This is a genomic window from Mycolicibacterium sp. Y3 (genome assembly GCF_051188035.1).
GTDB classification, from domain to species: Bacteria; Actinomycetota; Actinomycetes; order Mycobacteriales; family Mycobacteriaceae; genus Mycobacterium; species Mycobacterium fluoranthenivorans.
Map to the genome: position 1 here is coordinate 5,699,865 of NZ_JAVQLT010000001.1, position 25,984 is coordinate 5,725,848.

Genomic DNA, 25,984 nt, shown 5'->3' on the forward strand with positions numbered 1-25,984 from the left:
GAACTTGGCGATGAGTTTGGCATCGCCCCGGCAGCGGGTATCCCCGGATATGCGCACGGACTATCACGCCGAGATCGACCGCTTGACAGCGGCGCTGGGCGAGATGTGCGCGGTCGCAGCCCACGCCATGGAGTGCGCGACGAACGCGTTGGTCCGAGCGGACCGGGAGGCAGCCCAACGCTGTCGCGCCGAAGCCGCTCGCCTCAGCCAGCTGCACCACCGGGTGGATGAGCAGGCCTTCGCGATCCTGGCCCTCCACGCTCCGGTGGCACATGACCTTCGGGTGGTCATGTCGGCGTTTCCGATCTCCGCCGACGCACACCGGATGGGCGGGCTCTCCGTGAACATCGCCAAGGTGAACCGCAGCCGCGAGGCGGTGCCCACACCGCCCACCGCACTGACGGTCTTCGCCGAGATGGGCCGCCATGCCGTGGCGCTGGCCCACAGCGCGCAATCCGCGGTGCTGGTCAACGATCTCGCTGCGGCACAACGGATCACCGACGGCGACGAAGTGATGAACCAGCTGCACCGCCGGCTGTTCGGCATGGCGCTCGGCGACCGTTGGGAGCATGGGCCGAGGGCGGCGGCGAACGTCATGCTGCTCGGCCGGTTCTACGAACGGTTCGCCGATCACGCGGTCGGCATCGCCCGCCGGGTGGTCTTTCAGGCTTCCGGGCGGCTCCCCCATATCAGCATGTCCCCGATCTGAGAAAGGGAACGCTCGCATGCCACACCTGCGCCGCCTCACCGCCGCGCCCGGCGACACCATGACACCGACACCGACACCGACACCGACACCGACCAAGCGAACCGATACCGGCGCACCGTCGTGATCACCTCGCCGCACTGCCCCAAGGAGTGACCATGCCCCGCGGAAAAGGTATCTACCAGGACGACCCGGCAGCGCAGCCGACACCGAAGACGACCGAGGACGGCGACCTGAAGGAAGACACCCCGGACGTCGATACCGACACACCGACTCAAGAACCGCCCGACTGAGCTCACTTGTTTTTGGGTGATCGTTCTATTAACGTCGTTAACCATGAGTGACGGGTTGCGCAAGTTCAGGTTCGAACGTCAACTCGGCCGCCTGGTGATGAACCCGGTGGTCGCAGCTTTGGAGAAGGTGGGCGTGCGCTCACGCCTGATCGTCGAGCTGGAAACCACCGGGGCCAAATCGGGCCTGCCGCGCCGCGTCCCACTCGCCGGCCGTGCCGACGAGGACGGTGTCTGGGTCATCTCGCAGCACGGCCGTCGCGCAGGCTGGGCGCACAACATCGCCGCGCATCCCGAGGTCCGGGTCCGCGTGAATGATCAGTGGCGAAGCGGCACAGCCACCTTCGAACCCGAAGACGATGTCCGGACCAGAGCCCGCACCTTCGGCGGCTCGGCGACCGCGCTGACGATGCGCGCCATGGAGAGCGACCCCATCTCGGTCCGTATCACCTACCGGTAGCCGGCTCCGCCACGCTGATCGGCGCCGCGGCGGCCGCGGCAGGGAAGCCGACCGGAGGGACGCCGGGGGTACCCAGCTTTCCCGCCAACCACGGCAGCGACGCCGTGAAGGCGGCCTTCGCGAACGGCCAGTCGTGCTTACCGGGTGCGGAGATCACCGCGCAGTCCATGCCTTTCGCGGCACCGAGGTGGCACAGGGTCTGGGCGGCCGCCGTCTGGTCACCCGGGTTGCCACCCGCGTCGCGGCCACCCAGCCCGACGGCGTCACTCGCCGCGGCCTGATTGCCCTTGTGCTGGGTCGGGGCATCACTGGAGATCTGGAACCAGCCCGACACCCCCTGGTAGCTGGGCCGCGCATTCATGACGGTGCTGGGATCGAACTGCGCCCACGCGGCCTCGCTGCCACCGAACAGGCGCGCGACGGTCTGCTCCTTGGTACCGGCGGTGGGGCCGAGGTCACCCGCGATATCGACGAATGCGCTGAACAGCTCGGGATGCATCACGGTCAGGTCCACCGCGCAGGTGCCACCCATCGACCAGCCGACGATACCCCAGTTGGCCGCGGCCGGACTGACCCCGAATGTGGAGTTCATGTACGGCACAACATCTTTGGTGAGATGGTCGGCGACATCTCCGCGCGGTCCGTTGACGCATTCGGTGTCGTTGTTGAACGATCCGCCGCTGTCGATGAAGACGAACACCGGGGCGTTGCCGCCATGCGCGGCCGCGAAGCCGTCCATGGCAGCGGCGGCATCGCCGGTGCGTAACCAGTCGGCAGGGGTGTTGAACTCGCCACCGACCATCATCACCGTCGGCAACGTGGCGGCACCGGCGAACCACGCCGGCGGCAGATACACCAGTTCTTCGCGGTGTGTGAATCCCGAGGCATCGGCCGGGATGGTCACCGGCACCACCGCGCCGTGCGCGGGCACGGTATGGCTCGCCTTCTGCGCCTGCACGGTGGCCAGATCCGTTTCGTCGGGCAGCGGCCCGGCGGTCAGCTGGTTCCACGCGGTCTGCACCGTCGGGAAGTAGCCGACCCAGAAGTTGACCGCCAGCGCGGTGCTGAGCAGGCAGGCGGCCACCGCGAGGACGGACACCCCGCGCCGCCACCATGCGGCCGAGGCGAAACCGAACACGGCGACGCCGATGGCCAGCCCGCTGAGCCCGATCCACACCCACAACTCATCCGGGGCCGGGTCGTCGGCCATCCCCTGCGAGTCGATGAACCAATTCGCCCACGCCGCCGCGGCGACCCCGATCATGACGGCCAGAGGTAGCCACAGCAGCCGCCAGCGCCGGGTGCGCCAGCCGACCGCGGCGAGCAGGATCGCGGCGGTCACCAGCTGGATCACGATCGGCAGCCAGCCCCGCAACAGCGAAAGACCGTGGTGATACGGATCCGCCGCAGCGGCATCGGCGAGCAGCGTCGTCACATGCTCATCATGGCGCCGTAATCTTTATGCCCGCTGTGAGACAAGGACATTCACACACAGCGGACACATATCTGCCCAGCTCGGGAGCTCAATGCCGGCGCCGGAGCGCCTAATCCGGCAGTGAGCCGCTCAGCCGCTCCGTGGCGGCGACGTAGTCCTCGATGAATTCCAGCACCACATCGCGCGCCGGCTTGACCTTGTTCATCAACCCGACACCTTGGCCGACGAAGTACGTCGCCAAGGCCTGCGCGCCCTCGTGCCCCTGCGCCGCCAGCGCATCGATGCGGCGCAGTACCGGCTCACTGAGCATGTTCTGCAACGGCAACGGCAACGGTTGCTGGCCACCCTTGGGCGCCCAGGCGTCGGTCCAGTCCGACACCAGCTGGCGGGACGGCTTCCCCGTGCGGCCGGCCGAGCGCACCGTGTCCCGCGAGGTCGCGGCCAGCATCTTGGCCACGGTGTGCGGTTCGGTCTCGGCCTCTTCGGTGGTCAGCCACACCGAACCCGTCCACGCCCCGGCCGCGCCGAGCGCCACCGATGCGGCCATCTGCCGTCCGGTGACGATGCCGCCGGCGGCGAGCACCGGTACTGCATCGTCGATCGCCTCGATGACTTCGGGAACCACCACCAGGGTGGACACCTCACCGCAGTGCCCGCCGGCTTCAGTGCCCTGCGCGACGATCAGGTCCACACCGGCGGCGACCTGCTTGACGGCATGCTCCTTGGCCCCGACCAGGGCGGCGACCGGAATCCCGTGCTCGCGGCCCGCCTCGATCATGTAGTCCGGCGGTACCCCGAGCGCGTTGGCCATCAGCTTGATGGGGTGACTCAGCGCAACCTCCAGCAGATCGGAGCCGGTGCCTCCGGCCAGCACCGGAGCGCCGGTGCGGGGTTTGGGGTCGGGCTCGATACCGTGCTCACGCAGCAGGTTGTCGATGAACTCGCGGTGCCCCTGCGGGATCCGTGCGGCCAGATCGGCCTTGCTGAGCGCCTCGCCCTTGCCCTCGAACTTGGCCGGGACGATGATGTCGACGCCGTAGGGCTTGCCATTCACATGCTGGTCGATCCAGGTCAGCTCTTGCTCGAGCTGGTCAGGGGTGAACGCCGCACCGCCGAGCACGCCGAAGCCGCCGGCATTGGTGACCGCTGCCACCACGTCGCGGCAGTGACTGAAGGCGAACAGCGGGAAGTCGATACCGTATTGCGTGCACAGGGCCGATGTCATCCGCCCATTATCGACACCCGTCAAGTTTGTCCGGAATGGGGGTCCTACGGGAGGGCGAACGGCAGCGTCACACCGTCATGGGCCAGGCAGTGCGCGCAGGTGCGCTCGGGGGGCACTCCCGCGATCGCCTCGCGGACCAGCTTCTTGAAGCCGACCATGTTGCGTTCGAATTCGGCGAAGACATCCACCGCCCTGACTCCCGCGCCCGCTTCCACTCCGGCATCCAGATCGGTCACCAAAGCGATTGCCGCGTAACACATCTCCAGTTCCCGAGCGAGCACTGCCTCGGGGTAGCCGGTCATGTTGACGAGGGTGAACCCCTGATCGGCGAACCACCGGCTCTCGGCGCGGGTGGAGAACCGCGGGCCCTGGATCACCACCATGGTGCCGCCGTCGACGACGCCCGGCAGGTCCGCCGCCGCGGACCGCAGCGTCGGGCAGTACGGGTCGGCGAATCCGACGTGGATACCGCCGGAGTCGAAGTAGGTGTCCGCGCGCCCACTGGTGCGGTCCACCAGCTGATCGGGCACCACCATGGCACCCGGTCCGAGCGCGGGCGCCAGGCTGCCGACGGCGCATGGCGCAAAGATGCGCCGCACCCCCAGCGCCCGCAGCGCCCACATGTTCGCGCGGTACGGCACGGTGTGCGGGGAGAATTCGTGGGCCACGCCGTGCCGCGGCAGGAAGGCGACCTCATGCTCGCCGACAGCACCGACGGTGATCGCGGCGCTGGGCGCGCCGTAGGGGGTGTCGAGGTTGATGCTGCGCGCATCGGTTCCGAAGAACGAATAGAAGCCGCTGCCGCCGATTACTCCGAGCATCCGCCCATTGTGGTGGATCAGTCCTGGGCAGGCTCCGACAGCTCTGCGTTCAGGTCGGCCTTTTCGGCGGCTTGCTTGGCGGCGTCCCGGATGGCGAAGGCATCGGTGGCCAGGCCGCCGATCGCGTTCGCCACGTCCTTGACCGCGGTGGTGATGATGGTGGCCACCTCACCCACCGTCGACGCCACCGACTCGACACCTTCCTGCAAGGCATCTTTGGCGATTTCAGTCTTGCTCAGGCGGTCCGTCATGAGACAAGTGTCACGCCGTGCCCACGGCGTGACAAGGTGCCGCTCGTCACGCCTGCCCGACGACGCGTGCGGCACAGGCCCAAATGTCGCAGCATGCGGCACAGGCCCAATTGTCGCAGCATGCGACGATGACCCGCATGGCTACCTTTGCGCAGTGGGTGGAAGGTGCGCGCCCTCGCACCCTGCCCAACGCCGTGGCACCCGTCCTCGCCGGCACCGGCGCGGCCGCCTGGCTGGGCGGGGCCGTGTGGTGGAAGGCGCTGCTGGCACTGCTGGTCTCGCTGGCCCTGATCGTCGGGGTGAACTACGCGAACGACTATTCCGACGGCATCCGCGGCACCGACGACGTCCGGTCGGGTCCGCTGCGACTGGTCGGCTCGAAGGTGGCCTCGCCGCGCGCGGTGCTGACCGCGGCGGTCGTCAGCCTGCTGATCGGCGCCACCGCCGGCCTGGCCCTGGCGATCCTCAGCCAGCCCTGGCTGATCGCCGTCGGGGCCGCATGCATCGCCGGGGCCTGGCTGTACACCGGCGGCTCGACGCCCTACGGCTACCGCGGACTCGGTGAGATCGCGGTGTTCGTCTTTTTCGGCCTGGTCGCGGTGCTGGGGACGCAATACACCCAGGCGTTGCGCGTGGACTGGGTGGGTCTGGCCGCCGCGGTGGCGATGGGCTGCCTGTCCTCGGCGGTGCTGGTGGCCAACAACTTGCGCGATATCCCCACCGACGCCGAATCCGGCAAGATCACCCTGGCCGTGCGGCTCGGCGATACCCGCACCCGGGTGCTTTATCAGGTGCTGGTGGTGGTGGCCTTCGCGCTGACGCTGGTGCTCATGTTGGCCACCCCGTGGTGCGCCGCGGGGCTGGTGGCCGCACCGCTGGCAGTGCGCGCCGCCGCCCCCGTCCGCCACGGTCTCGGTGGGCGCGACCTGATCCCGGTGCTGCGCGACACCGGACTGACCATGCTGGTGTGGTCAGTCGCGGTGGCGGCGGCGCTGGCCTTCGGCTGATCAGCTCGCATGCGGGTCGGCTGAATTGAGCACCGATATCGGGCTTTACGGCGGGGACCTGCCACCAGACCTGCAGGCCGAAGTGCTCTTCGTCGAGGACTTCATCTGCGTGCTGGCCGGTGATCATCCGCTGGCCGGCGCGGCCGGTATCACGCTGGATGACTACCTGCGCCATCCGCACCTCGTCATCGACACCGCCGACGGCCGGCAGACCGCAGTCGACCGCCCTCTGGCGGCGCTGGGCCGCCCGCGCGAGGCCGCCATCACGGTGCCGTACCACTTGACGGCACTGGCCCTGCTACCCGGAACGGATTTGATCGCAACACTTCCCGCACGACTACGCGCCGGCTGGGAAGGTACCGATGCGCTGTGCGCCGTGCCCGCGCCCGCCGAGGTGGCGACCCTGCCTTATCAGATGATCTGGAACCGCGTCTTCGACACCGATCGCCGCCACGCCTGGTTGCGTGGCGTCGTGCGGGCGGCCGCCTGCTAGCTCCGACTAGCTCGGGCCTAGGTCTGCTCCGGCTCGTCGTCACCACGGAGCCGGGCCTGCAACGACTCCCGGTCCTTACGGCGGCGTTCGTCGAACGCCGCGATGCTGGCGGTGGCGCGCCGGCGCAGCGGCGCGAAAACCCAGATCCCCAGTGGCAACGCCAACACGATGGCGAAGAGCGCCGCCACGATCAACGGGAAGTCGCGTATCCCGACCAGATGGCCGGCCCCGACGATCAGCACGGTGAGTACAGCGGCAAGGGCGAGCCGGGCCAACAGATAAGCTCCGACATCACGCAACATCCGGGTACCCGGCCGACCTTCAGACACGGGCCTGAGCCTACCCACGGCGCGTATATTCGGATCAAGGAGGTTTTCGTTGCAGTACTTACTCCTGGTCCTGATCGTGGCCGGGCTTGCATATGCGGTGTTGCGAGTGGTTCGGGCATCGGCAGATCGACCACGCACCCGGGTGATCGGTCCCGACGACGACCCGGATTTCCTGCGGCGCCTCGGCCACGGGGACAACAACCCCCGCAGTTAGCCGGGCGCGACCGCTCAGGTCGTGCTCGGGAATCCCGCTGCCACCACGGCGGCCAGCTTGATCAACGCCTCTCGCGTCTGCGGTTTCAGCCGCTCCAGGCTGATCTCGGCGCCCTCTTCCAGATGCGGGTCGAAGGGCACCTGCAGCACCGCGCGGCAGCGCCGCGCGAAGTGATCCGTCACCTTCTGCAAGTCCACCTTGCCCGACCGGGGGCGAACCGCGTTCACCACGGCGATCGCATTGCGCACCATGTCCTGATGACCATGGGCGTCGAGCCAGTCCAGCGTGGCCGATGCCGAACGCGCCCCGTCCACCGAACCCGAGCTGACGACGATCAGCACATCGGCATGGGACAGCACCGCGGCCATCGCCGAATGCAGCATGCCGGTGCCGCAGTCGGTGAGCACCAGGCTGTAGTACCGCTCCAGCACCTCAAGAGTTCGGGAGTAATCCTCCGAACTGAACGCCTCCGACACCGCCGGATCACTTTCGGAGGCCAGCACCTCCAGCCGGCTGGGTCCCTGATTGGTGTAGCGGCGGACATCGCTGTAGGCGTTGATGCCCTCGGCATCGCGCAGCAGGTGCCGCACGGTGGCCGGGGTCTCCAGCGGGACCTTCTGGCTCAGGGTGCCGCGATCGGGATTGGCGTCCACCGCGATGACGCGGTCACCGCGGGTGGAGGCGAACGTCGCCCCGAGGGTGGCAGTGATCGTCGTCTTGCCGACACCGCCCTTCAAGGACAGCAGCGCGATCCGATAGCAGCCGCGCAGCGGCCGGCCCACCTCACCGAGCAGATTGTTGTAGTCGGTGACCTTCGGGCTCTCACCGAGATTGACGGTCTTGAACGTCGCCAGATACAGCCAGCGCCGCCAACCCCTCGACGGCGCCCGCTTGGGCTGGCCGAGCAGGGCGACCGTGGACAGGTCCAGGTAGGGCGCGGGTAGCGGGAACGGACTGGTCTGGTCGGCCGGCGGTTGCGCCGGAATATCTCCCGTCGCTGCGCTCGCCTGGACTATGACGGGGATCCCGTGCGGCGGCGTCGGGGCCGTCCATTCCGGCGGCACCTCTTGCGACGGATCTTGGCCAGGAACACTGAACCGCTGCTGCCCGCGGAAGTTCACGGGCTGATCCGGACCGAGCGGCACTGTCAGCCCACCCCCGCATACGAGTGCAGGCCGACGGTGACCAGGTTGATGAAGAACAGGTTGAACACCATCGCCACGAAGCCGATGACGTTGATCCATGCGGCCCTGCGATCGCGCCAGCCTGCGGTGGACCGCGCATGCAGATACGCCGCGTACACCACCCACGCGATGAACGACACCGTCTCCTTGGGATCCCAGCCCCAATAGCGGCCCCACGCCTCCTCAGCCCAGATGGCCCCGAAGATGACCCCGAAACCGAAGATCGGGAACGCGAAGATGGTGGTGCGGTAGGCGATCCGGTCCAGCGTCTGTCCGTCGGGCAACCGCTGGATCATCCGGCCGAGCCCGTTGTCGCGATCGGCCAGCGGGGACATCTTGAGCAGGAACAGAATGCTGGCCACACCACCGACCAGGAACACCCCGGAGCCCAGGCTGACCACCGAGACGTGGATCGGCAGCCAGTAGGACTGCAGCGCGGGCATCACCGGAGCGGCATTGGTGTACAGCCAGCGGCCGGAGACCGTCAGCAGGATCAGCACCGGCACCAGCACGAACACCCACAGCGCGCGGAACTGCGGTTTGCGCAGCACGATCGCCCCGGCGATCAGCCCGGAGAAGCACGTGAGGTTGATGAACTCGTACATGTTGCCCCACGGCACCCGCGCCGTGGCCAGACCGCGCAGCACGATGCACGTGGCGAGCAGAGCAATGCCGACGTACACCAGCGCCAGGCCGGCGCGGCCGATGCGTTCATCGGCGGACCGGGTCGGAGCTTCGGCGACGACACCGGGTGTCTGGCTGTCAGCCCCCACCGTGACCAGTTCGCGGGCCTCCACCTTGCGGCCCCGCGCGTACGCCAGCTCGACGGCCAGCAGGATCAGGGCGACAACCAGCACGACCACAGACGATGTGAAGGCCCAGTCCGAGTAGCGGGCCAGCCCGATATCGATGTGCGTTGTATTCATGCGCGCGTCACTCTTCTCCCAGCAGCTTCACGGTGAGCCGCTCGAACTCGTCACCCCACCCGGAATTGTCGGTTCGGGCCAGACCCCCCAGCTCGACGCTTACCGTACCTGCCGCGCCTGGGGTAAGCCGAACCCACACGCGGCGCCGCCGCACCACCAGGGAGACCAGCAGCCCACCCATCATCGACATGGCGAACACCAGCACCCACACCTGCGCCGGGTCATGGGAGACCTGCAGGTTGATGAACGGGACCGCGCCGTCGAACCGGATCGTCGTGCCGTCGTTCAACCGGGTCTGTTCACCGGCCTTGAGGTTGACCCGGGCCTGCTTGGTCAGCCGGCCCTGCCCGATCAGCCGCGGGTCCAGGGTGAACAACGACTGCGGGCGCCCGGTGTCCAAGCCGGCGTCACCGCGGTAGATGTCGATGGCCACCGCGGGATCGTTGAGCGCCGGGAAGCTCGACGACAGCAGGGTGCCGTCGAGCCGTTCGGTCGGGGCCAGCAGCCCCTGCACCGCGATCTGATGCTTACGGCGCTCGTCGGGGTCGGGATAGGTGCCGCCGGGCGGATCCACCCGGATCACCCCGGAGGACAGCAGGGTCAGCGGATCGTCGGGACGCCACTGCACCGTGGTGGTGCGCTTCTGCCCGTCCGGGAAGGTCACCGTGAACGTCGGCGCGTAGCCGTGGCCCTGCAGGTACACCCGGTCGCCGCCGATCCGCAGCGGATGGTTGACCTCCAGCCGGTAGGGCCGCCAGGTGTCGGTGTTCAGGTCGTGACCGTCCTGGTACTGGATGTTGGCGGCGAAGCTGACCGCCTGCCCGCTGGGCAGGTACTCGGCGTCGAAGTCGTCGACCTTCAGGCAAATCGGGTACAGCGAGGTGCCGTCGACGGTGTTGCCGGCCCGGAACGAATCAAACGCGGCCGGCGAGGCCGAACAGAATCCGGGTCCGCCGTCGGCGATGACGATGACGTTGCCCTCGTAACCGAACAGCTTGCCCGCGGCGACGGCGACCAGCAGACCCAGCAGCGAGAAGTGGAAGACGATGTTGCCGAACTCGCGCAGATAACCCTTCTCCGCCGAGATTTCAATTACTTCGTCCGTGTGGCGGGTGGTGCGCCGCCAGCCTTTGAGCCGGTCGCTCATGGTGGCGGCCAGCTGCGCGGCGTCGCCGTCGAGCTCGGCGGCGTGATGTTTGGGTAGCCGCGCCAGATTGCGCGGAGCGGCCACCGGCACGGCGCGCAGGCTGCGCATGTGCTCGGCCAGCCGCGGGGTCAGGCAGCCCACCAGCGAGACGAACAGCAGCACGTAGATCGAGGTGAACCAGAAACTGGAGAACACATCGAAGGCCTGGACCTTGTCCAGCCATGGCCCGATGGTCGAATGCTGGGCCAGGTATTCGTCGACCTTGCCGGCGTTGAGACTGCGCTGCGGGAGCAACGCACCGGGAATGGCGCCGAGCGCCAAAAGGAACAGCAGCACCAATGCGGTGCCCATGGAGGTCAGGGTGCGCCAGGTGTTGCGGATCAGCGCCCAGGTTTTGCGGAGAACGCTCATATCGGCAGCCTCACGTCACTGACGAACGCATCCCGCACCCACGCCACGAAGTCCCCCCACAGCCCGGTGACCAGGGCGATACCGACCGCGATCATCAGCACCCCACCGAAGATCTGGATGCCGCGGGTGTGCGCGCGCAGCCAGGCCAGCCCACGCACGGCCCGCGCCGAGCCGAACGCCAGCAGCAGGAACGGCACACCCAGGCCCAGGCAGTAGGCGATCACCAGCGCGATACCGCGCGCGACCGCCGACCCTTCGGTGGCCGACGCCACGGCGATCACCGCCGTCAGCGTCGGACCCAGGCACGGCGTCCAGCCGAGCGCGAATACCGCGCCGAGCAGGGGTGCGCCCCCGAGGGTCGACAGCTGGCGCGGCGCGAACCGGGCCTCCCGTTGCAGCAGCGGGATGACGCCCACGAAGATCAGGCCCATCACGATGGTGACGACACCGCCGATACGTTGCAGCAGCGCCTCATTGGTGATCACCGATGTCGTCATGCCGAGCACCGCGACGCTGCCGAGCAGGAACACCACCGTGAAGCCGGCGACGAACAGCGCGGCCGCCCCGACCACCCGCCACCTGCCACGGTCATCGGACTCGCTCACCCCGACGACGCCGGCCAGATACGACAGATAGCCCGGAACCAGCGGCACCACGCACGGCGACGCGAACGACACCAGCCCGGCCAGCACGCTGACGCCGAGGGCCAGCAGGACCGGACCGTTGGATACGAGCTCGGTGGGGTTCACGTCGCCGTCACTTCGCCATCACTTTTCCGCGGCCAAGCGCTCAACGACCGGCAACAGGTCGGCGGCCAGCAGCTCACGCAGGAACACGGCGGCCACACGGTGATGCCGGTCCAGCACCACCGTGGACGGGATGACGGTGGTCGGGTATTTACCGCCGAACGCGATCATGGTGCGCATCGGCGGGTCATAGATCGACGGGAAGCTGACCTTGCGGTCGATGACGAAATCCTTTGCCGCATCCCGGTTGTAGTCCCGCACGTCGATGCCGAGAAAGGCGACCCCGAGATCGCGGGTCTTTTCGAACACCTGCTCCAGCTGGGGGATCTCCGAACGACAGGGGCCGCACCACTGGCCCCACACGTTGATGACGACGACCTTGCCCGCGAAGTCGTCCAGGGACAGCGTGCGGTTGGGGTCCATCAGGTCGGGCCCCGCCAGTTTTCCTGGGGTGCCGCGCTTCTCGGACGGGTCGTAGAAGATATCGGTCTTGCCGCCCGGAGCGACGAACTCGAAGGTGCCCCCCTGAGCGACGGCGTCGTCACCGGTGGAACAACCGGTGAGAACCACAAGCGCCGTCGCCAGCGCAGCCAACCACTTCACTACAGTCCCCAGGGCTCCGTATAGGCCCACCGGACGAGGCGATCATCGTCGAACACGAAGGACGTGATCGACGAGAGGTTGCACAGTCGGCTGTGCGGTAACGGCAGGTGAGCGAGCTTGCGTCCGGTCATGGCCCGGCGCAGCGTCTCCACCGGCAGCTGATGGCTGACGCACACCGCCTCATGGCCTTCGGCTTTCGCGCGCGCCCGGTGCAGGGCGGCCGTCATCCGCGGGGCAATCTCGACATACGGCTCGCCCCAGGACGGTTTCATCGGGTTGCGCAGCCGCGGCCAGTTGCGGGGGTCGCGCAGCGCGCCGTCACCAGGGGCCACCCGCTCGCCCTCGAACTGGTTCCAGGATTCGATCAAGTCGGCGTCGGTGTGGATGGCGAGCCCGTGCACCGCGGCGATCGGCGCGGCCGTCTCCTGTGCCCGTTCCAGCGGGGAGGCCACGATATGGGTGACGTCGTGCGATGCCAGCCAATCGGCGGCGGCTTGAGCCTGGGCCCGGCCACGATCGGAGAGGTGGTAGCCGGGCAGCCGGCCGTAGAGCACCTTCGCCGGATTGAACACCTCGCCGTGGCGCATGACGTGCACGGTAGTTCTCACGGGGTGGCCTCGGCGGCGGCCCGGGCCGCGTGCGGCAGCGCTTCGGCGATCTTGTCGAATGCGGCATCATCGAGAGCCGTTGACACGAACCAGGTTTCGAATGCGCTGCACGGCGGGTACACGCCGGCGTCCAGCAGCGCGTGGAAGAAGGCCGGGTATCGCCAGGTCTCGGTGGCTTTCGCGGTGGCGAAGTTCGTCGGCTGCCCGTCGCCGAAGAACACCGTCAGGAAGTTGCCCGCCCGCGAAATATGGTGCGCCACCGAAGCGTCGGTGAGCGCGGCGGTGAGCAGTCCGTGCAGCCGGTCGGCGTGGGCGTCCAGGGTGGCGTAGACGGTGTCATCGGCGGCCGCCAGGGTGGCCAGTCCGGCGGCCATCGCCACCGGATTCCCGGACAGGGTTCCGGCCTGATAGACCGGCCCCAGCGGGGCCAGCCGCTCCATCACCTCGGTGCGGCCGCCGAAGGCGGCCGCGGGTAGCCCGCCGCTCATCACCTTCCCGAAGGTGAACAGATCGGCGTCCACCGGGTCGATGCCGTACCAGCCGGATCGGCTGACCCGGAACCCCGTCATCACCTCGTCCAGGATCAGCAGGGCGCCGTGCTCGGCGGTGATCCGCCGCAGCGCGGCGTTGAAGCCGGGCAGCGGGGCCACGGTGCCCATATTGCCCGGGCTGGCCTCGCTGATGACACAGGCGATGTGTTCGCCGTGGGCGGCGAAGGCCTCCTCCACGGCCGCGACGTCGTTGTACGGCAGCACGATGGTGTCCGCGGCGGCTGCCCCCGTGACGCCGGGTGAGGACGGCAGCCCCAGCGTCGCGACCCCGGAACCGGCGTCGGCGAGCAGCGCGTCACTGTGCCCGTGATAGCAGCCGGAGAATTTGATGATCTTCGGCCGGCCGGTGTAGCCGCGGGCCAACCGGATGGCGCTCATGGTGGCCTCGGTGCCGGAGTTGACGAAGCGGATGCGCTGCACCGGCGCGACCCGCTCGATGATGGCGCGGCCCAGTTCGGTCTCCGACGGCGTCGGAGCGCCGAAGGACAGCCCGTTGACCGCGGCTTCCTGAACGGCCTGCACGACGTCGGGGTGGGCGTGACCGAGGATCATCGGACCCCATGAGCACACCAGGTCGACGTAGCGGTTGCCGTCCGCGTCGGTCAACCAGTACCCATCGGCTTTGGTGATGAACCTCGGGGTGCCGCCGACCGCGCTGAACGCCCGGACCGGCGAATTCACGCCGCCGGGGATGACTGCGCAGGCGTCGGCGAACAATGCAGCGGAGGCGGCCGTGCTTGTCATGGTGTCCAGTGTCCCAGTTCCGCACACCACCCCAACTACAGGGTGTAGTGGAAAGGCTCGGGTGGGAGATCTCCCTGGTCAGGTTGCCCGGTACGGGGGCCGGGCGGTGGTTCTGCGGGTGAGATCGATGAACTCCGGCTCGAATCCGGTCTCGGCGTCGACCGCGGCCCAGAGCCGGTCCCGCCCGGCGGCACATATCGGCAGCAGGTCGGGATCCTCGACGACGGACAACAACGTGTCGAAATCCTCGGCCGACGCCCGCAGCGGGCGGGGGTTCGAGGGATCCAGCGCCCGGGCCGTCACCGCGGCCATCGGGCCCAGACCGAACAGGCGCAGCGCGGTGCCATAGTCACCGCCGAGGATGTCGGTGAGATCGAGGGCTTCCCGCAGCCCGACCTCGGCGGCCATCACGAACGCGTTGGTGATCAGCTTGTAGGCCACACCTGAGCCGTAGGGCCCGACCCGCTCCACCTTGCCCAGCACCGACAGCACCGGATCGGCCCGGTCCACGGCGTCGGCACTGCCTCCGGCGAGGAAGGTCACCGCCCCCTCCCGCGCGTACCGGACACCCCCGACGATGGGCGCATCGACCAGGAGTGCGTGCGCACCCGCCTGTGCCTGTAGGTCCGCAGCGATCCCAGGCGTCGTGGTCGAGCACACCACGAGCACACTCGCCGGCCCCAACCCGGCCAATACACCGTGCTCACCGTAGTGCGCAGCCGGGATGTCCTGCGACATCACCACACTGAGCACCACATCGCTCGCCGCGGCCGCCCGTGCCGCCGAATCGGCCGGGCGCGCCCCGGCCTGAGCCGCCGAGCGTAACCGGTCTGGGTCGGTGTCGAAGGCGGTCACCTCGAATCCGGCGTCCAGCAGCCGCGGCAGCATCTGCGCGCCCATGTCTCCGACTCCGACCAGTCCGACGGTGATCACCGGCACTCCTTCAGATCTTGTGAACTTCGGCGAGATAGCCGCCGGGGAATCGCAGGACGGCGCTTTGCGCCGCCCCGGCAGGCGGCGAGAGCACCCGCGCACCTGCGGATTTCGCCTTCACCAGAGTCGCGTCGACATCGTCGACGGCGTAGCCGGCGAGTTCGTGGCCGAACGGATACCGCAGATGCCCGTCGGTCACCAACACCATGGTGTTACCGAACGGCCCGGACAGATGGATCTGCCGAAACGTCGTCCCCGGCGCACCGAGGAGGCCGCCGTCAGCGGCCGGTTGATCCGAATCCACAGTGGCACCGGTGAATTCGCCATAGGAGTGCAGGAACGGCTCGACGTCACCGGGCGACAGATAGATCCGGTTGTCCGGGACGGTGTGCAGCGCCGGGTACGAGGGCGCCGTGGTGTGCCAATAGAGCTGGGTACGCACCCCGCCGGGGAACTGGATGATCGCGTCACGGCCGATGGGGTCGTCGAACGGCGCCACCACCGTGGTGGCGCCGGCAGCCTGCGCATGGGCCAATCCGGCGTCGAGATCGGCCATCAGCCAGCCGCCGCGTTCGGTGCCGAAGGGATACGGCACGGGCGTGGTGAATCCGAAGACCGACAGGGTGCCCACCGGCGACAGGATGAGTTGGGACCGGGTGGTGCTCGGTGTCGGGGTGACGTGCGTGGTCGCTACCGCGCTCGTCGTTCCGCCGAACGTGGACACCCAGCTGTGCACGAACGTGTCGAAGTCAGCAGGGTCGACATAGACGTGGACGGAGTCGTATTGCGGGCCAACGGCATCCGTCGGGGCAGCCGCGGCCGACGGCGCCACACCGAACGCCAGGGTCAACGCCACCGCCACGACTGCGAGTGCGCGCATGGTCAGCCCGCCCGGTTCGCGGACAGCGTGTCGTCGAGCCAGTCGTCGTACCTGTGCCAGCCGACGCCGGAGAACTCACGGTGCAACCAGGTGGTGTCCACGGCGTAGCCACGGTCGGTGAGGAATGTGTACATGGCGCGCATATCCGGCGACTCGATATCGGCAGGGTCGAAGCTGACCGCCCGGACCGGCCGGCCGGAGGCGCGTTGCAACGCCGCGGCCATCTGGCGGGGTGTGATCGCATCGGAGGCGATGTCGATACGCCGCCCCAGGAACCGCTCCCGCTCGTCGAACACCTGCGCCACGAAATTGCCCAGGTCGCGGCGGTCGAGTTGTTGTAGCGGCAGATCGACCGGCAGCGCCAACTCCAGCACTCCGGAACCGAGCTCGCTGATCGCACCGAGCAGGTTGTCGAAGAAGAAGGTGGGTCCGACGATCGTGTGCGGCACGGCGGTCGCCGCCAGCGCCTGTTCGATGGCGGCCTTGCTGTCGAAATGCGGCACTCCGGAGCTCTGGTCCGCGCTGGCCACCGACGAATAGACCAGATGCCCGACGCCGGCTCGCTCGGCGGCCGCCAGCACATGCAGGCCCTGCTCGACCTCGACGTGGGGCCCCTCCTCGAACGGGGTCGTCACCGCGAAGACGCCCGCAGCCCCGGCGAACGCCGCGGTGAGCGCGCTCTCGTCGGCCAGGTCGGCGACGACGACCTCGGCTCCCCCGGCCACGAGGGCTCGCGCCCGCGACGAATCCGGATTACGCACCACCGCCCGCACCCGCACCCCTCTGGCCTGCAGCGCATCCGCCACGGCACCACCCTGGGCGCCGGTGGCACCGAGGACCGCCACCGGCGCGGCGGCAAGATTCACGGACATGACACTCCCATTTGTCTAGACATGACCGCACGAGTCTGGCACATCCCCGATATCTCATTGATGGATAGATCGGGGAACATTAATCTCTCTGACATATGGAATTGCGGCAGCTCACCTATGCGCTCGCGGTGGCCGACACCGGCTCCTTCACCGCTGCGGCCCGCCGCTGTCACATCTCACAATCCGCGCTGAGCACGCAGATCGCGCAGTTGGAGGGCGAACTCGGCGTCCGGCTCTTTCATCGGACCACCCGGCAGGTGAGCCTGACCGAGGCCGGCGAGCTCTTCATGGCCACGGCCGGCCGCATGGTGGAACTGGCCGACGAGCTGCGGGCCAAGATGAGTGCCTACACGGCGGAGTCGCTGAGCACCTTGCGTGTCGGCAGTACGCAGACCGCGACGCGCGTCCTCGATGTGCCGGCCGCGCTCGGGCGATTGCGCGGCCGGCATCCACAGGTTCGGATCACCATGACCGCCGGCCCGAGCACGGAACTGATCGGCGCGGTCGCGGACGGCTCGCTCGACATCGCGTTGGCCGGTTCGGTGTCACCGCTGCCGGATCCCCGACTCACGTTTCTTCCGCTGGCCGCTGCGGAGCCTTTGGTGGCCGTGGTTCCCGTCACCTCGCCTGCTCCCGACACCTCATCGACTGCGCCGCACGGACCGATACCGCTGTCCCAGCTGGCCGCCGCGGGGCCCTTCATCGAATTCCATCCGGGTTCGCGGCTGCGCACCATGGTCGACACGCTCTTCCGCGATGCCGGCCTGCACCGCGAGATCATCTTCGAACTCGGCCAGATTGCGGATGTGACCCGTTGCGCGGCAAATGGTCTGGGCATCGCCGTCGTTCCGCGCGCCTTCACGGTGGGCCTTGAATCCACCGGTACCGCCATCCGTGACATCGAGGGCGATCCCGCCCTGATCATCGGCGCCTATACCCGACGCTCGGCACATGAGCCCGTGCTGCACGCGATGCTGGAGCTGTTCGGCCAGCGCGGAGAGGGGGCGAACACCGGGTGACCTGCATCATCGGGCACGACGACCTGAATGCGTTGGGTCCCGCCGCTGCGCCGGGTCACCGTCAGGGCTTGGGACCCTCCGACGCCGAGCCGGTTGAACACGTTGACGACGAACCACGGGGGCTTGAGGTAGGCCACGATGGGGAAGGCTCCGCCAGGCGGCTTACCGCGGACACCGTGTCCGGTATACCGACGCACAGTGCTGTCCGATCGGCCCGCGCAATAAGCCGTCGGATCCGGCCCGCGATCGTGTCTTTGGTCAACGGTGGGTCCGCCCGCCGTCCGAGTTCTTCGAGTGATGCGGCGGGATGAGCAAGACGCAGTCGAGCTGCCTCGGCGAACTGCGGCGCCATTTCCTCGTCAGCCAGGATTTCCAGTGCTCGGGTGACCCGGGCGGTGGTGATCGCTGCGGCAGCATCGGTTCGCCGCGCGTTGTGATCGACGAGATTCGCATCGCGATCGGCGGCCGAAGCCGTATGCCGACGCAACCGGCGCTGCTCCCAATTCGACCACACGGCAGGTGCGCCCATTCGCGTCAAGAGGATCCCGATGGATTCGTTGTCGTTGACCACCACGAGGTTTCGACCGCGAATCTCACGGCTTCTTGCGCTCGCGCCGAGTCGTCGCGCCGCACCGACCAGGGCCGCGCCCGCCTCCGGGCCGGGACACTGCACGTACATCGGACGTGGACGTCCAGGGGCTCCGAGTGATCCGCTCGCCAGGAACGCACCGCGCCAAGCTGATTCAAGATCACCGGGCGATCCGGCGACCACCGGTGCGGCCAGGCCGCGCACCGGTCGCCCCCATCGATCGAGCAGACCCGTACGGCGGCTCACCATGTCGGCATCCGTGACGACCTGGACCAGGAAGCCTGTCTGTGCGCCGGCGGAGTTGGGTCGAGCACGTGCACTCGCGGTGTACAACTGACCGAGGTTGATCTCCAACCGGCGCGCCGTGGAAGCCAATTCGACGTGAGCTTCCACCACCAGTCGCCCGTGATCGATGCGCACCCCGCCGCCGAAACGCAGAAGCGCTGCGACTTCTGCTCTGCGGGCACTCGCGGAATACACCGCAACCCGGCTCAACTCTTCCTTCGCCTCGACGGTCATCATCACCAGCGTTCCCTCCGTCGGATCACGGTTCGGCCGGCACAGGTGAGTCGGTCGCCAGACAGTAGGTGCGCGGCGGGACTGGATAGGTGTAGGCGACAACCCCGTCGGGGCACGGTCCGGCGTTCAGACTGTCGGTTCGGTCGACGACTCTGAACTGCTGCCCACCCGAACCGGCGGCGCAGTCAACGTGATTGATGACGGCGGTGGCCTGTGAGACACGGTAACAATGACCTGCGGCGAGGTTCTGCACCAAACAGACCCGCCTGGCAGGCTTGCCGCCGACGATCCACGCGTGGTCGGCGTAATTCGGTCCGGCGCATTCCTGGTCACCCTCGTAGACCGCGGCCACGGTGTAGCTGGGGTCGACGGCACAGTCGCTGTGCTCGATACTGCTGCCTGCCGTATCCGCCCCGGCGCCGACCACGACGCATTCCCCCACGACAAGACTCGTCGGTTCCTGTTCCGCGGCCGCTGCTGGAGCAGCCTGCTCGTGGCGCATCTCGCGTAGGCCCAGGTTCGTGGTGATCGCCAGAAGGATGCCGACAACGACGAACGCGAGGCGCGCGCTTCGGCCAGTCCCCCAACGCTCCTTGGCCGCAGAAGATTTGGTGTGCTCGTTGGTCATGGTCCTGCTCGCTTCTCGATCAGATCGGTCCTCAGCTCGCGGTGCGTGCCGCGGGGGGGCTTTCAAGTCCCGCAAGAGGTAGTCGGGCCCGGGCGGGCAAACCGAACGGTGACCTTCACCACAAGGGCGCAAAGGCGATTGAGGCAGGACCCGGCGGGCGCGGGTGTCCGCGTCGTGCAGGTTCACTCTCCAGCGGAGAGAGCACTGGTGTCGTGGAATTCGAGGTCGCCGTTGTCGGTGCTGATGGCCCAGCGGCGGCCCGCGTCGACGATGTGGTCACCGCCGATATCGACGCTGTACCCGGCGTGTGCGCCGAAGTCCTCGACGACGACGCCGCCGACCTCGCGCTCGGAACCGGCGTGGATCCTCACACGGTCACCGATCGCGAATTCGTTTGAGGTCTCCGGATATTCTTCAGGTTCTGCGCTATCGCCCATCGGTGTGGCCACCCTTCCTTGTCGTGCGGCCACACCGCCGATGGGGCCGCAATGGATGAGTCGCAAACCGAGCACCGAACCGAACGGTGACTTACCTCACTGTCATGTAATGCGCATCACCATTCGGTTTGAGGCACCGACAGCGACTAACTGAGCATGCAGACATGTTCTGGGCCCGTCGCCCTCCTTTCCGTCACAGCGCAGGCAGGATCGATCGGCGCCGGCCGGTCATGACCTTTTATGCGTGCGGCATCGATTTCGACGCCATCGATGCGCTGGACGTCCACGCTCATGTGTCCATCGACTGGGACGGCCGGCGCTGGCGTACCGACGAGCCTGCGCTCTCGATTCAGAGCGCTGCGTCGCCACTGACGGGAGCGATCCCGACCATCGACGCGGTGGCCCAGTACTATCGCGAACGCAATATGGCCGCCGTGGTCTTCACCGTCGACGCCACTGCAGCAACCGGGCGCGCGCCGAATTCCGTCGAGGAGATAGCCGAACGAGCCGCGCTGAACGCAGACGTGCTGATCCCGTTTGGATCGGTCGACCCCTGGCAAGGCACCGCGTCCGTCCATCGCGCGCACCGACTCGCCGGCGAATACGGGGTACGAGGGTTCAAATTCCATCCGAGTGTTCAGGCATTCGAACCCAACGATCGGCAGTTCTACCCCATCTACGAAGCCATCGCCGAGCATTCGCTGCCCCTGCTCTTCCACACCGGCCAGACCTGCATCGGCGCCGGCCGGCCCGGCGGACGCGGGATCAAGCTCCGCTACTCCGACCCGATGATGCTCGACGATATCGCTGCCGACTTTCCTGAACTGAACATCGTGATGGCCCACCCCGCGGTGCCGTGGCTCGACGAGCAGATCGCCATTGCGACCCACAAGGCCAACGTCTACATCGACCTGTCCGGAACGTCCCCCAAAGACTTCCCACCACAGCTCGTCGACGCGATCAGGACCACGTTGTCTACGAAGGTCCTCTTCGGCTCCGGTTATCCCGGTCATGATGCCGACCTCTGGCGCGATGACTTCGCCACGTTGGACCTCCCTGCAGCAACCGTTGATCGCGTGCTGAAGGACAACGCCCTGCGAGCGCTCGGAATAGCCGACTCATGACCTCCACCGGCGGTCAGACCCCTGCTTCAGCAAGGATTTTCTCCCGGCGCTTGGGCGGCAACTGGATCAGCGCGGTGGTGACGCGGCGGATGCCTGGATTGCGCGACAGCGCAAGCCAATACAGCTCGTCGTCGAGCCGCCTACGGTAGCTCTCGTCGCGTCCGGTGAAGTAGTCACTGCGGATCCCGAAGAACTCGGCAATCAGCTCCATCGTTTCCAGCGATGGGTTACCGCGCCGGCCAAGGCGCAGCTGAGACAGATACGGCGCGGACAGCGCCAACCCGCGGTTCTCCAATGCAGTCACCAGTTCACGACTGCAGTAGGGACCGCGCCCCGGCGGGTAGACCGTGTCGAACAGCCGATTCAGACGGGCGGCAAAACTGTCCAGATCCGCCGCGGACACGCGGGTCCGCGGCCGACGGCGCAGCGGCGTATCGATCACCACCGCGCCACGCTTGAGCACCGCATACCCCCCTCACCCACCGGCCCTGACCTGGGGACGGAACTTGTCGATCGTGAACGCATTTAATAGGATGATACATCAGTCATGATAATGCACGACGAATCGATGTCGGCGGCCTCAACAGCCCTTGTGATAGCCCCCATATCGGACTTGGATCGACACCATGCAGCTACCGCAATGGCTGGCCCGGTTCAACCGGCATGTCACCAACCCGATCCAACGGCTGTGGGCGGGCTGGCTGCCCACCATGGGCATCCTCGAGCACGTCGGCCGTAAGTCCGGAAAGCCCTACCGCACACCGCTGTCGGTGTTCAGCACCCACGACGGCGTCGCGATCCTGCTCAGCTACGGCCCGAATCGGGACTGGCTGAAGAACATCACCGCGACCGGCACGGCCACCATCAAGCGGGGCGGCCGGACCGCCGGCTACGCCGATCCCCGGGTGGTCACCAAAGCCGAAGCGGCACAGACCGTCACGGGGCCGGCTCGATTCGTCTTCCCGCACATCCCCTTCGAGCAGGCCGTGCTCTTGACCCGGACGGGCTCGTGACCGCACGGGGGCGGGCGGAGTTCAACCGGAAGTACACCAACCGGGTGGTCGCACCGCTGTCGGGCTGGCTGCCGTTGTGGTCGACCGTCGAACATGTCGGCCGCCGATCGGGCAAGGCGTACCGCACGCCGGTGACGGCCTTCTCCACCACCGACGGCGTCGCCGTGCTGCTGCCCTACGGGACGGATACCGACTGGGTGCGCAACCTGCTGGCCGCCGGCGGCGGCCGGGTTCAGATGCTCGGCCGAACGTTCGCCGTGACCGACCCCCGGGTGGTGCCGACCCTCGATGCGCTGGCGGTGGCCCGGACCCCGTGGCGCAGACTCCTCCAGGCGACGGGTGTCGAATTCACCCTGCTGCTCACGCGTGCCAGTTGAGCACCCCGGCGCCGGTGATCATCGCCGAACCCGGCATCACCCGCAGGCGATGGGGCGTCAGTCGCAGCGCCGCGAACGACGGTGAGGTCGGGCCGTCCCAGCCGGGGATGATGCTCGGGTCGTAGCCGACCGGGGCCGGGCCGCTGGCGAATTTGTCCCACACCTGGGTGCGGGTCTCATCGTCGGTGTACCACTCGACCAGACACTCGGCACTGCAGGTGTCGTGGCTGGGCGTCCAGTAGCTCACCGACACGTACGGGTGCACCGCCAGGTGCGCCTTCTTGACCGGGGTGGGCGCGGTCGCGATCCAGCCCAGCAGATCGGTCCCGTCCCACTCCCAGATGGGATGCAGAATCCGGCTGCGCGGCCGGCCGTCGGCGTCGACGGTGGCCACCGAGGCCCACACGATCGAATGAGCCATCTCGATGAAGGCAGGTGCGATTCGCTCCAGCGGGGTCACACCGGTCAGGTTATGTCTTGTCGGCCTCGCCGTAGCGGGGTTTGCCGTAGCCATCCAGCCAATCGTTGATGGCAGTCCCCGAGACCGTGCCGTCGCTGCCGGGCAGCGTGACGGTCGGCCGAGAGTCGTCATAGGACTTCATGACGTCTTCGGCCTTCTTGTGGTGTTCCTCGGTGACTTCCAGTGGCTCTTGCGCGGGCAGCTGGCCTTCGTTACTCATATGTCAGGCTGCCCGCAACTGTGACCCACCAAACACTGCACGGCGCGATCACGCCGAGATGGTGCGCAGCGCCGCCGGCAGACTCGGCAGGAAATGCGTGACGGCGAACGCCCGGATATCGTCGGCGGTCTGCAACGGTTCCACGCTCGGCAGCAGCAACGCCATTGCCGCATAACGAAGGATCGTGTCGGCCAGGTCGTTGACAGCCCGCTCACCGATCCGGTCGGCGAAACCCGGCGGGAAGATCACCCGCAGCGCGTCGGCCATCCGCCCGACCGCCGCCCCGTAGTGCCGGTGCATCAGCTCCATCACCAGTGCGGGTTCGTCGATGACCATCTGGTTGAGCACCCGGTGCCTGCGGAACCGCAGGATCGACAGGGTGAACGCCTCGACGTAGTAATTCGATTGCGGGCCTGCCGCTTTCAGCTCATGTGCGATATCGGCGAACAGCGCCACGTTCTCGCGCTCGATGACCGCACCCACCAGTTCGTCACGGTTGACGAACCGGCGGTAGATGGTGGTGCGGCTGACGCCGGCCCGCTTCGCGACGTCGTCAAGCGCGACGCGGCGAAACCCGTGCCGTTCGAACTCGACGAGCGCGGCGTCGAGGATCAGTTGCGTGGCGTCAGGCGCCGGCATGTTGGCGGGCTTGTTGGCTGGCATAACCCCGCTGTGCGAACTTGTTGTAGCGCACCGACATCGGCAGCCGATCCCAGATCCAGTTCACCGGCCTGGACCGCCAGAACGCGGCGAAACGCTGATAGTTGCGCTCCTGGCGCTCCGTCCACGGCAGGTCCAGCAGCACCCGGGCCCGCGGCGGCAGGCCGCCGGTGGTGAGGAACGCCGCCATCGGGTTGAACACCGGCGCAATCAGTTTCCACGCCAGCGGCGAGACGCCCTTGGGCTTGGGGAATCCCTTGGTGACATAACCGACGCCGTATTGGGCGGTCTTGTGGCCGACCACGATCTCGTCCATCATCCGGTCCCAGTACTGGACGAACTCCGCGTAGCTGGCGGGCATGGCGCGGTCACTCACGCCGTAACGGCGGTACCAGGCCTTGGACTCCAGATAGATCCGCTCCTTCTCGTCGTCGCTCAGCCGCTTGACGAACGTATCGGCGAAGTAGAGCACCTGCTCGACGAAGGTGGCGTGCGCCCAGTAGTAGGTTTCGGGATCCAGCGCGTGGTAGCGGGCCGCCGGTTGTCCATCCTGGCTGGGCATCTCACCCTTGATGCCCTTGTGGAAATCGCGCACCTTCTGGCCGGGGTTGTCGTCGTCGGAGCCGTACACCGTCATCATGATCGGCGGAATCGACCGCTTGACGCGCGCGGCGGTGTCGGCGAAGAACACCGAGTGATCCAGCACGCCCTGGCCCAACTCGGCCAGCATGTTCTGCAGGACGGCGGGGCGCGGCCCAATCAGATACATCCGGTTGTCACCGAAGTACTTCCACACCAGCGATTCGGGGCCCAGCGGGAGGGAGTCGGCTTGCTGCGGCTGCTCGGCCAGTTCGGTCATGGGTACAGTGTTACAACTTTTGAACTTTGTTCCAAGCGGGTGTGGCGGAGCTCACGTGCGGGGGTGAAATGTCTACCGAAAAAGGAGTGCGGCGCAGATCAGCGCCGACGAAGGCGCGCGATGCCCAGCACCGCAAGCACCCCCGCCGCCGTCGCCAGCACCAGCGCCAGCACGATCAACGGCGGGTAGTAGACCACCGACGTGGTCGACGGCTCGCCGTCGGTGATGGGGGCGGCCTGCGCGGTCTCGCCGGCGGACTGCCAGCTCAGCACACATCCCACCAGCGCGACGGACGCCAGCACGAGTTCGACGAGGGCACGGCGGTTCACAGGGCCGGTTCCTCCACCACGCTGTGCAGCGCGGCCCGCAGGGTACGGTGCCGCCGCGCCCAGGCCTGCGCGGAGCGGTCACCGGAGAGCTTGAGCCCGATCCCGGTCCGGCCGCGCGGTACCCCGGTCAGCTCACCGAGCGCGCGGTAGGACTGCCACTTCTCGGCTTCGGCCCCCTTCGCCTCGGGGAAGATCCGCACGATATCGGCGGTGTCGATCGTCTCGGTGCCCTGGCGCAGGGTGTGCGGCGTCAGCTCCACGGAGGTGTGGATACGGGCCGCCTTGATCTGGATCGCCAGGAAACCACTCACCAGCACCAGGAACACCGCCGGCACACCGAACTGCACGCCGGCGCCGCCGGTCAGCTGAATCGACGCCATCGCCAGTGCCGACAGCGGACCCACCAGCAGCCACCACCAGCTGGCGCCCGGCTCGTAGAACAGCACCTCCGGCTCGTCCTGATGATCAGCGGAGGTCACGACGCATCCTCGAACCAGTCCGCGGCCGGAGGCCGGGTGAACAGCGTCGCACCGATCGCCACCGGAACCACGCCGATGAGGGTGAGCAGTTCGAGGTTGTAGGGCGCGAACAAGGCGATCACGAACACGAGGAAGACCACCACACCCGCCAGCGCCGCCAGCGCCCGGCGGAACCGCTTGTCGCCGTTGCGGGTCCGCCCGGCCAGGAAGCTCAGGCCGAGACCCGCGAGCGCCAGGACGGCACCGACACCGCCGTGCATGAGCAGAATGCGGTGCGCCTGCCCCTGGCCCATCGACGCCGGGAACGCGCTCACCGGTGTGGTCAACGACGTGGTGATACCCAGGATTCCGCCGGCCAGCAACAGGACCGCACCCACCATCGTCAGCCAGAAAGCAATGGTGATGATCCGGGGACGCGGTGCTGTTGACATGGTC

Annotated in this window: 35 protein-coding genes and 1 pseudogene; 10 read left to right on the forward strand and 26 right to left on the reverse strand. The window is 67.7% G+C overall.

What is annotated here, in order from left to right; all coding sequences use genetic code 11:
- Positions 1-10 precede the first annotated feature (10 nt).
- The 3 genes from phoU (at position 11) to QN239_RS27905 (ending at position 1,456) form a co-directional block, all read left to right on the forward strand.
- Positions 11-709 (forward strand): phosphate signaling complex protein PhoU, encoded by a 699-nt coding sequence (phoU, locus tag QN239_RS27895; RefSeq protein WP_499015236.1) that lies wholly within the window; start codon positions 11-13, stop codon positions 707-709.
- 155 nt (positions 710-864) lie between these two features.
- Complete coding sequence (locus tag QN239_RS27900; RefSeq protein ID WP_499015238.1) at positions 865-999, forward strand: hypothetical protein; 135 nt, start codon at positions 865-867, stop codon at positions 997-999.
- 43 nt (positions 1,000-1,042) lie between these two features.
- Positions 1,043-1,456, forward strand: a complete 414-nt coding sequence (locus QN239_RS27905) for a nitroreductase/quinone reductase family protein (protein WP_090360247.1) — start codon at positions 1,043-1,045, stop codon at positions 1,454-1,456.
- Here QN239_RS27905 and QN239_RS27910 read toward each other — a convergent pair.
- The 4 genes from QN239_RS27910 to QN239_RS27925 all read right to left on the reverse strand — a co-directional run bounded on the left by QN239_RS27910 (position 1,443) and on the right by QN239_RS27925 (position 5,188).
- Complete coding sequence (locus QN239_RS27910; protein ID WP_499015240.1) at positions 1,443-2,891, reverse strand: alpha/beta hydrolase; 1,449 nt, start codon at positions 2,889-2,891, stop codon at positions 1,443-1,445. The two genes, QN239_RS27905 and QN239_RS27910, sit on opposite strands and share 14 nt — an antisense overlap.
- A 109-nt stretch (positions 2,892-3,000) precedes the next feature.
- Positions 3,001-4,116 (reverse strand): NAD(P)H-dependent flavin oxidoreductase, encoded by a 1,116-nt coding sequence (locus QN239_RS27915; protein WP_499015242.1) that lies wholly within the window; start codon positions 4,114-4,116, stop codon positions 3,001-3,003.
- A 44-nt stretch (positions 4,117-4,160) separates the two neighbouring features.
- Positions 4,161-4,955: an S-methyl-5'-thioadenosine phosphorylase gene (locus QN239_RS27920; RefSeq protein WP_499016995.1), complete on the reverse strand. Its 795-nt coding sequence runs from the start codon at positions 4,953-4,955 to the stop codon at positions 4,161-4,163.
- Entirely contained in the window at positions 4,955-5,188 is a 234-nt protein-coding gene (locus tag QN239_RS27925) for a hypothetical protein (protein WP_499015245.1), read from the reverse strand. The genes QN239_RS27920 and QN239_RS27925 overlap by 1 nt, the downstream gene beginning before the upstream one ends.
- A 137-nt stretch (positions 5,189-5,325) precedes the next feature.
- Here QN239_RS27925 and QN239_RS27930 point away from each other — a divergent pair, with 137 nt between their 5' ends.
- The gene (locus tag QN239_RS27930) at positions 5,326-6,195 is read left to right on the forward strand and encodes a 1,4-dihydroxy-2-naphthoate polyprenyltransferase (RefSeq protein ID WP_499016996.1); all 870 of its coding nucleotides are present in this window, start codon (positions 5,326-5,328) and stop codon (positions 6,193-6,195) included.
- Between the two features lie 25 nt (positions 6,196-6,220).
- Positions 6,221-6,688, forward strand: a complete 468-nt coding sequence (locus tag QN239_RS27935; RefSeq protein WP_499015247.1) for a LysR substrate-binding domain-containing protein — start codon at positions 6,221-6,223, stop codon at positions 6,686-6,688.
- A 17-nt stretch (positions 6,689-6,705) separates the two neighbouring features.
- Here QN239_RS27935 and QN239_RS27940 read toward each other — a convergent pair whose 3' ends face one another.
- Positions 6,706-6,990, reverse strand: coding sequence for a DUF4229 domain-containing protein (locus tag QN239_RS27940; protein ID WP_499016997.1), 285 nt, complete (start codon positions 6,988-6,990; stop codon positions 6,706-6,708).
- A gap of 76 nt (positions 6,991-7,066) precedes the next feature.
- On the opposite strand from QN239_RS27940, the gene QN239_RS27945 reads away from it, so the two are divergent.
- A complete protein-coding gene (locus tag QN239_RS27945) occupies positions 7,067-7,231 on the forward strand; it encodes a hypothetical protein (RefSeq protein WP_090360272.1) in 165 nt (54 codons plus the stop codon).
- Positions 7,232-7,245: 14 nt separating this feature from the next.
- Here the strand turns inward: QN239_RS27945 and QN239_RS27950 are convergent, their stop codons facing one another.
- The 10 genes from QN239_RS27950 to QN239_RS27995 form a co-directional block, all read right to left on the reverse strand.
- A complete protein-coding gene (locus QN239_RS27950) occupies positions 7,246-8,376 on the reverse strand; it encodes a MinD/ParA family ATP-binding protein (protein ID WP_499015250.1) in 1,131 nt (376 codons plus the stop codon).
- Positions 8,377-8,378: 2 nt separating this feature from the next.
- On the reverse strand, positions 8,379-9,341 hold the full coding sequence (gene ccsB / locus QN239_RS27955) for a c-type cytochrome biogenesis protein CcsB (protein ID WP_499015255.1): 963 nt from the start codon (positions 9,339-9,341) through the stop codon (positions 8,379-8,381).
- Between the two features lie 7 nt (positions 9,342-9,348).
- On the reverse strand, positions 9,349-10,899 hold the full coding sequence (gene resB / locus QN239_RS27960; RefSeq protein WP_499015257.1) for a cytochrome c biogenesis protein ResB: 1,551 nt from the start codon (positions 10,897-10,899) through the stop codon (positions 9,349-9,351).
- On the reverse strand, positions 10,896-11,648 hold the full coding sequence (locus tag QN239_RS27965) for a cytochrome c biogenesis CcdA family protein (RefSeq protein WP_090360281.1): 753 nt from the start codon (positions 11,646-11,648) through the stop codon (positions 10,896-10,898). Before QN239_RS27965 ends, resB begins: the two co-directional genes overlap by 4 nt.
- Positions 11,649-11,666: 18 nt before the next feature.
- Positions 11,667-12,248, reverse strand: a complete 582-nt coding sequence (locus tag QN239_RS27970) for a TlpA disulfide reductase family protein (RefSeq protein WP_499015260.1) — start codon at positions 12,246-12,248, stop codon at positions 11,667-11,669.
- Positions 12,248-12,835: a histidine phosphatase family protein gene (locus tag QN239_RS27975; RefSeq protein ID WP_499015262.1), complete on the reverse strand. Its 588-nt coding sequence runs from the start codon at positions 12,833-12,835 to the stop codon at positions 12,248-12,250. Before QN239_RS27975 ends, QN239_RS27970 begins: the two co-directional genes overlap by 1 nt.
- 17 nt (positions 12,836-12,852) lie before the next feature.
- A complete protein-coding gene (gene hemL / locus QN239_RS27980) occupies positions 12,853-14,151 on the reverse strand; it encodes a glutamate-1-semialdehyde 2,1-aminomutase (protein WP_499015264.1) in 1,299 nt (432 codons plus the stop codon).
- 78 nt (positions 14,152-14,229) lie between these two features.
- A complete protein-coding gene (locus QN239_RS27985; RefSeq protein ID WP_499015267.1) occupies positions 14,230-15,084 on the reverse strand; it encodes an NAD(P)-dependent oxidoreductase in 855 nt (284 codons plus the stop codon).
- 10 nt (positions 15,085-15,094) lie between these two features.
- Positions 15,095-15,964 carry a VOC family protein gene (locus tag QN239_RS27990; protein WP_499015269.1) on the reverse strand — a complete coding sequence of 290 codons (870 nt, stop codon included), beginning with the start codon at positions 15,962-15,964 and terminating at the stop codon, positions 15,095-15,097.
- 2 nt (positions 15,965-15,966) lie between these two features.
- Complete coding sequence (locus QN239_RS27995; RefSeq protein ID WP_499015272.1) at positions 15,967-16,836, reverse strand: NmrA/HSCARG family protein; 870 nt, start codon at positions 16,834-16,836, stop codon at positions 15,967-15,969.
- Positions 16,837-16,931: 95 nt separating this feature from the next.
- On the opposite strand from QN239_RS27995, the gene QN239_RS28000 reads away from it, so the two are divergent.
- On the forward strand, positions 16,932-17,855 hold the full coding sequence (locus QN239_RS28000) for a LysR family transcriptional regulator (RefSeq protein WP_499015275.1): 924 nt from the start codon (positions 16,932-16,934) through the stop codon (positions 17,853-17,855).
- A 160-nt stretch (positions 17,856-18,015) separates the two neighbouring features.
- Here QN239_RS28000 and whiA read toward each other — a convergent pair.
- The 3 genes and pseudogenes from whiA to QN239_RS28015 all read right to left on the reverse strand — a co-directional run.
- Positions 18,016-18,963: pseudogene (gene whiA, locus QN239_RS28005) on the reverse strand (DNA-binding protein WhiA); the annotation flags it as partial.
- Between the two features lie 25 nt (positions 18,964-18,988).
- Positions 18,989-19,591: an LppU/SCO3897 family protein gene (locus QN239_RS28010; protein WP_499015277.1), complete on the reverse strand. Its 603-nt coding sequence runs from the start codon at positions 19,589-19,591 to the stop codon at positions 18,989-18,991.
- Positions 19,592-19,773: 182 nt separating this feature from the next.
- Positions 19,774-19,962 carry a hypothetical protein gene (locus QN239_RS28015; RefSeq protein ID WP_499015279.1) on the reverse strand — a complete coding sequence of 63 codons (189 nt, stop codon included), beginning with the start codon at positions 19,960-19,962 and terminating at the stop codon, positions 19,774-19,776.
- A 296-nt stretch (positions 19,963-20,258) separates the two neighbouring features.
- On the opposite strand from QN239_RS28015, the gene QN239_RS28020 reads away from it, so the two are divergent.
- On the forward strand, positions 20,259-21,152 hold the full coding sequence (locus QN239_RS28020; RefSeq protein ID WP_499015281.1) for an amidohydrolase family protein: 894 nt from the start codon (positions 20,259-20,261) through the stop codon (positions 21,150-21,152).
- A gap of 13 nt (positions 21,153-21,165) precedes the next feature.
- On the opposite strand, the gene QN239_RS28025 is transcribed toward QN239_RS28020, so the two are convergent.
- The gene (locus QN239_RS28025; RefSeq protein WP_499016998.1) at positions 21,166-21,540 is read right to left on the reverse strand and encodes a transcriptional regulator; all 375 of its coding nucleotides are present in this window, start codon (positions 21,538-21,540) and stop codon (positions 21,166-21,168) included.
- A gap of 238 nt (positions 21,541-21,778) precedes the next feature.
- Between QN239_RS28025 and QN239_RS28030 the strand changes: the two genes are divergently transcribed.
- Both QN239_RS28030 and QN239_RS28035 read left to right on the forward strand, forming a co-directional pair.
- Positions 21,779-22,165 carry a nitroreductase family deazaflavin-dependent oxidoreductase gene (locus QN239_RS28030; RefSeq protein WP_499015284.1) on the forward strand — a complete coding sequence of 129 codons (387 nt, stop codon included), beginning with the start codon at positions 21,779-21,781 and terminating at the stop codon, positions 22,163-22,165.
- Positions 22,162-22,542 carry a nitroreductase family deazaflavin-dependent oxidoreductase gene (locus QN239_RS28035; RefSeq protein ID WP_499015286.1) on the forward strand — a complete coding sequence of 127 codons (381 nt, stop codon included), beginning with the start codon at positions 22,162-22,164 and terminating at the stop codon, positions 22,540-22,542. Before QN239_RS28030 ends, QN239_RS28035 begins: the two co-directional genes overlap by 4 nt.
- Here QN239_RS28035 and QN239_RS28040 read toward each other — a convergent pair.
- From QN239_RS28040 to QN239_RS28070, 7 genes are all read right to left on the reverse strand, one after another.
- A complete protein-coding gene (locus tag QN239_RS28040; RefSeq protein ID WP_499015288.1) occupies positions 22,526-23,002 on the reverse strand; it encodes a pyridoxamine 5'-phosphate oxidase family protein in 477 nt (158 codons plus the stop codon). The two genes, QN239_RS28035 and QN239_RS28040, sit on opposite strands and share 17 nt — an antisense overlap.
- A 10-nt stretch (positions 23,003-23,012) precedes the next feature.
- Complete coding sequence (locus tag QN239_RS28045; RefSeq protein ID WP_499015290.1) at positions 23,013-23,222, reverse strand: hypothetical protein; 210 nt, start codon at positions 23,220-23,222, stop codon at positions 23,013-23,015.
- A 48-nt stretch (positions 23,223-23,270) separates the two neighbouring features.
- Positions 23,271-23,861 carry a TetR/AcrR family transcriptional regulator gene (locus tag QN239_RS28050; RefSeq protein WP_090360594.1) on the reverse strand — a complete coding sequence of 197 codons (591 nt, stop codon included), beginning with the start codon at positions 23,859-23,861 and terminating at the stop codon, positions 23,271-23,273.
- Complete coding sequence (locus tag QN239_RS28055; protein ID WP_499015294.1) at positions 23,848-24,741, reverse strand: oxygenase MpaB family protein; 894 nt, start codon at positions 24,739-24,741, stop codon at positions 23,848-23,850. Before QN239_RS28055 ends, QN239_RS28050 begins: the two co-directional genes overlap by 14 nt.
- Positions 24,742-24,839: 98 nt before the next feature.
- Complete coding sequence (locus QN239_RS28060) at positions 24,840-25,070, reverse strand: hypothetical protein (RefSeq protein WP_499015296.1); 231 nt, start codon at positions 25,068-25,070, stop codon at positions 24,840-24,842.
- A complete protein-coding gene (mce1N, locus tag QN239_RS28065) occupies positions 25,067-25,549 on the reverse strand; it encodes a transport-regulating membrane protein Mce1N (RefSeq protein WP_499015297.1) in 483 nt (160 codons plus the stop codon). The genes QN239_RS28060 and mce1N overlap by 4 nt, the downstream gene beginning before the upstream one ends.
- Positions 25,546-25,980 (reverse strand): hypothetical protein, encoded by a 435-nt coding sequence (locus QN239_RS28070; RefSeq protein WP_090360322.1) that lies wholly within the window; start codon positions 25,978-25,980, stop codon positions 25,546-25,548. Before QN239_RS28070 ends, mce1N begins: the two co-directional genes overlap by 4 nt.
- Between the last annotated feature and the right edge of the window lie 4 nt (positions 25,981-25,984).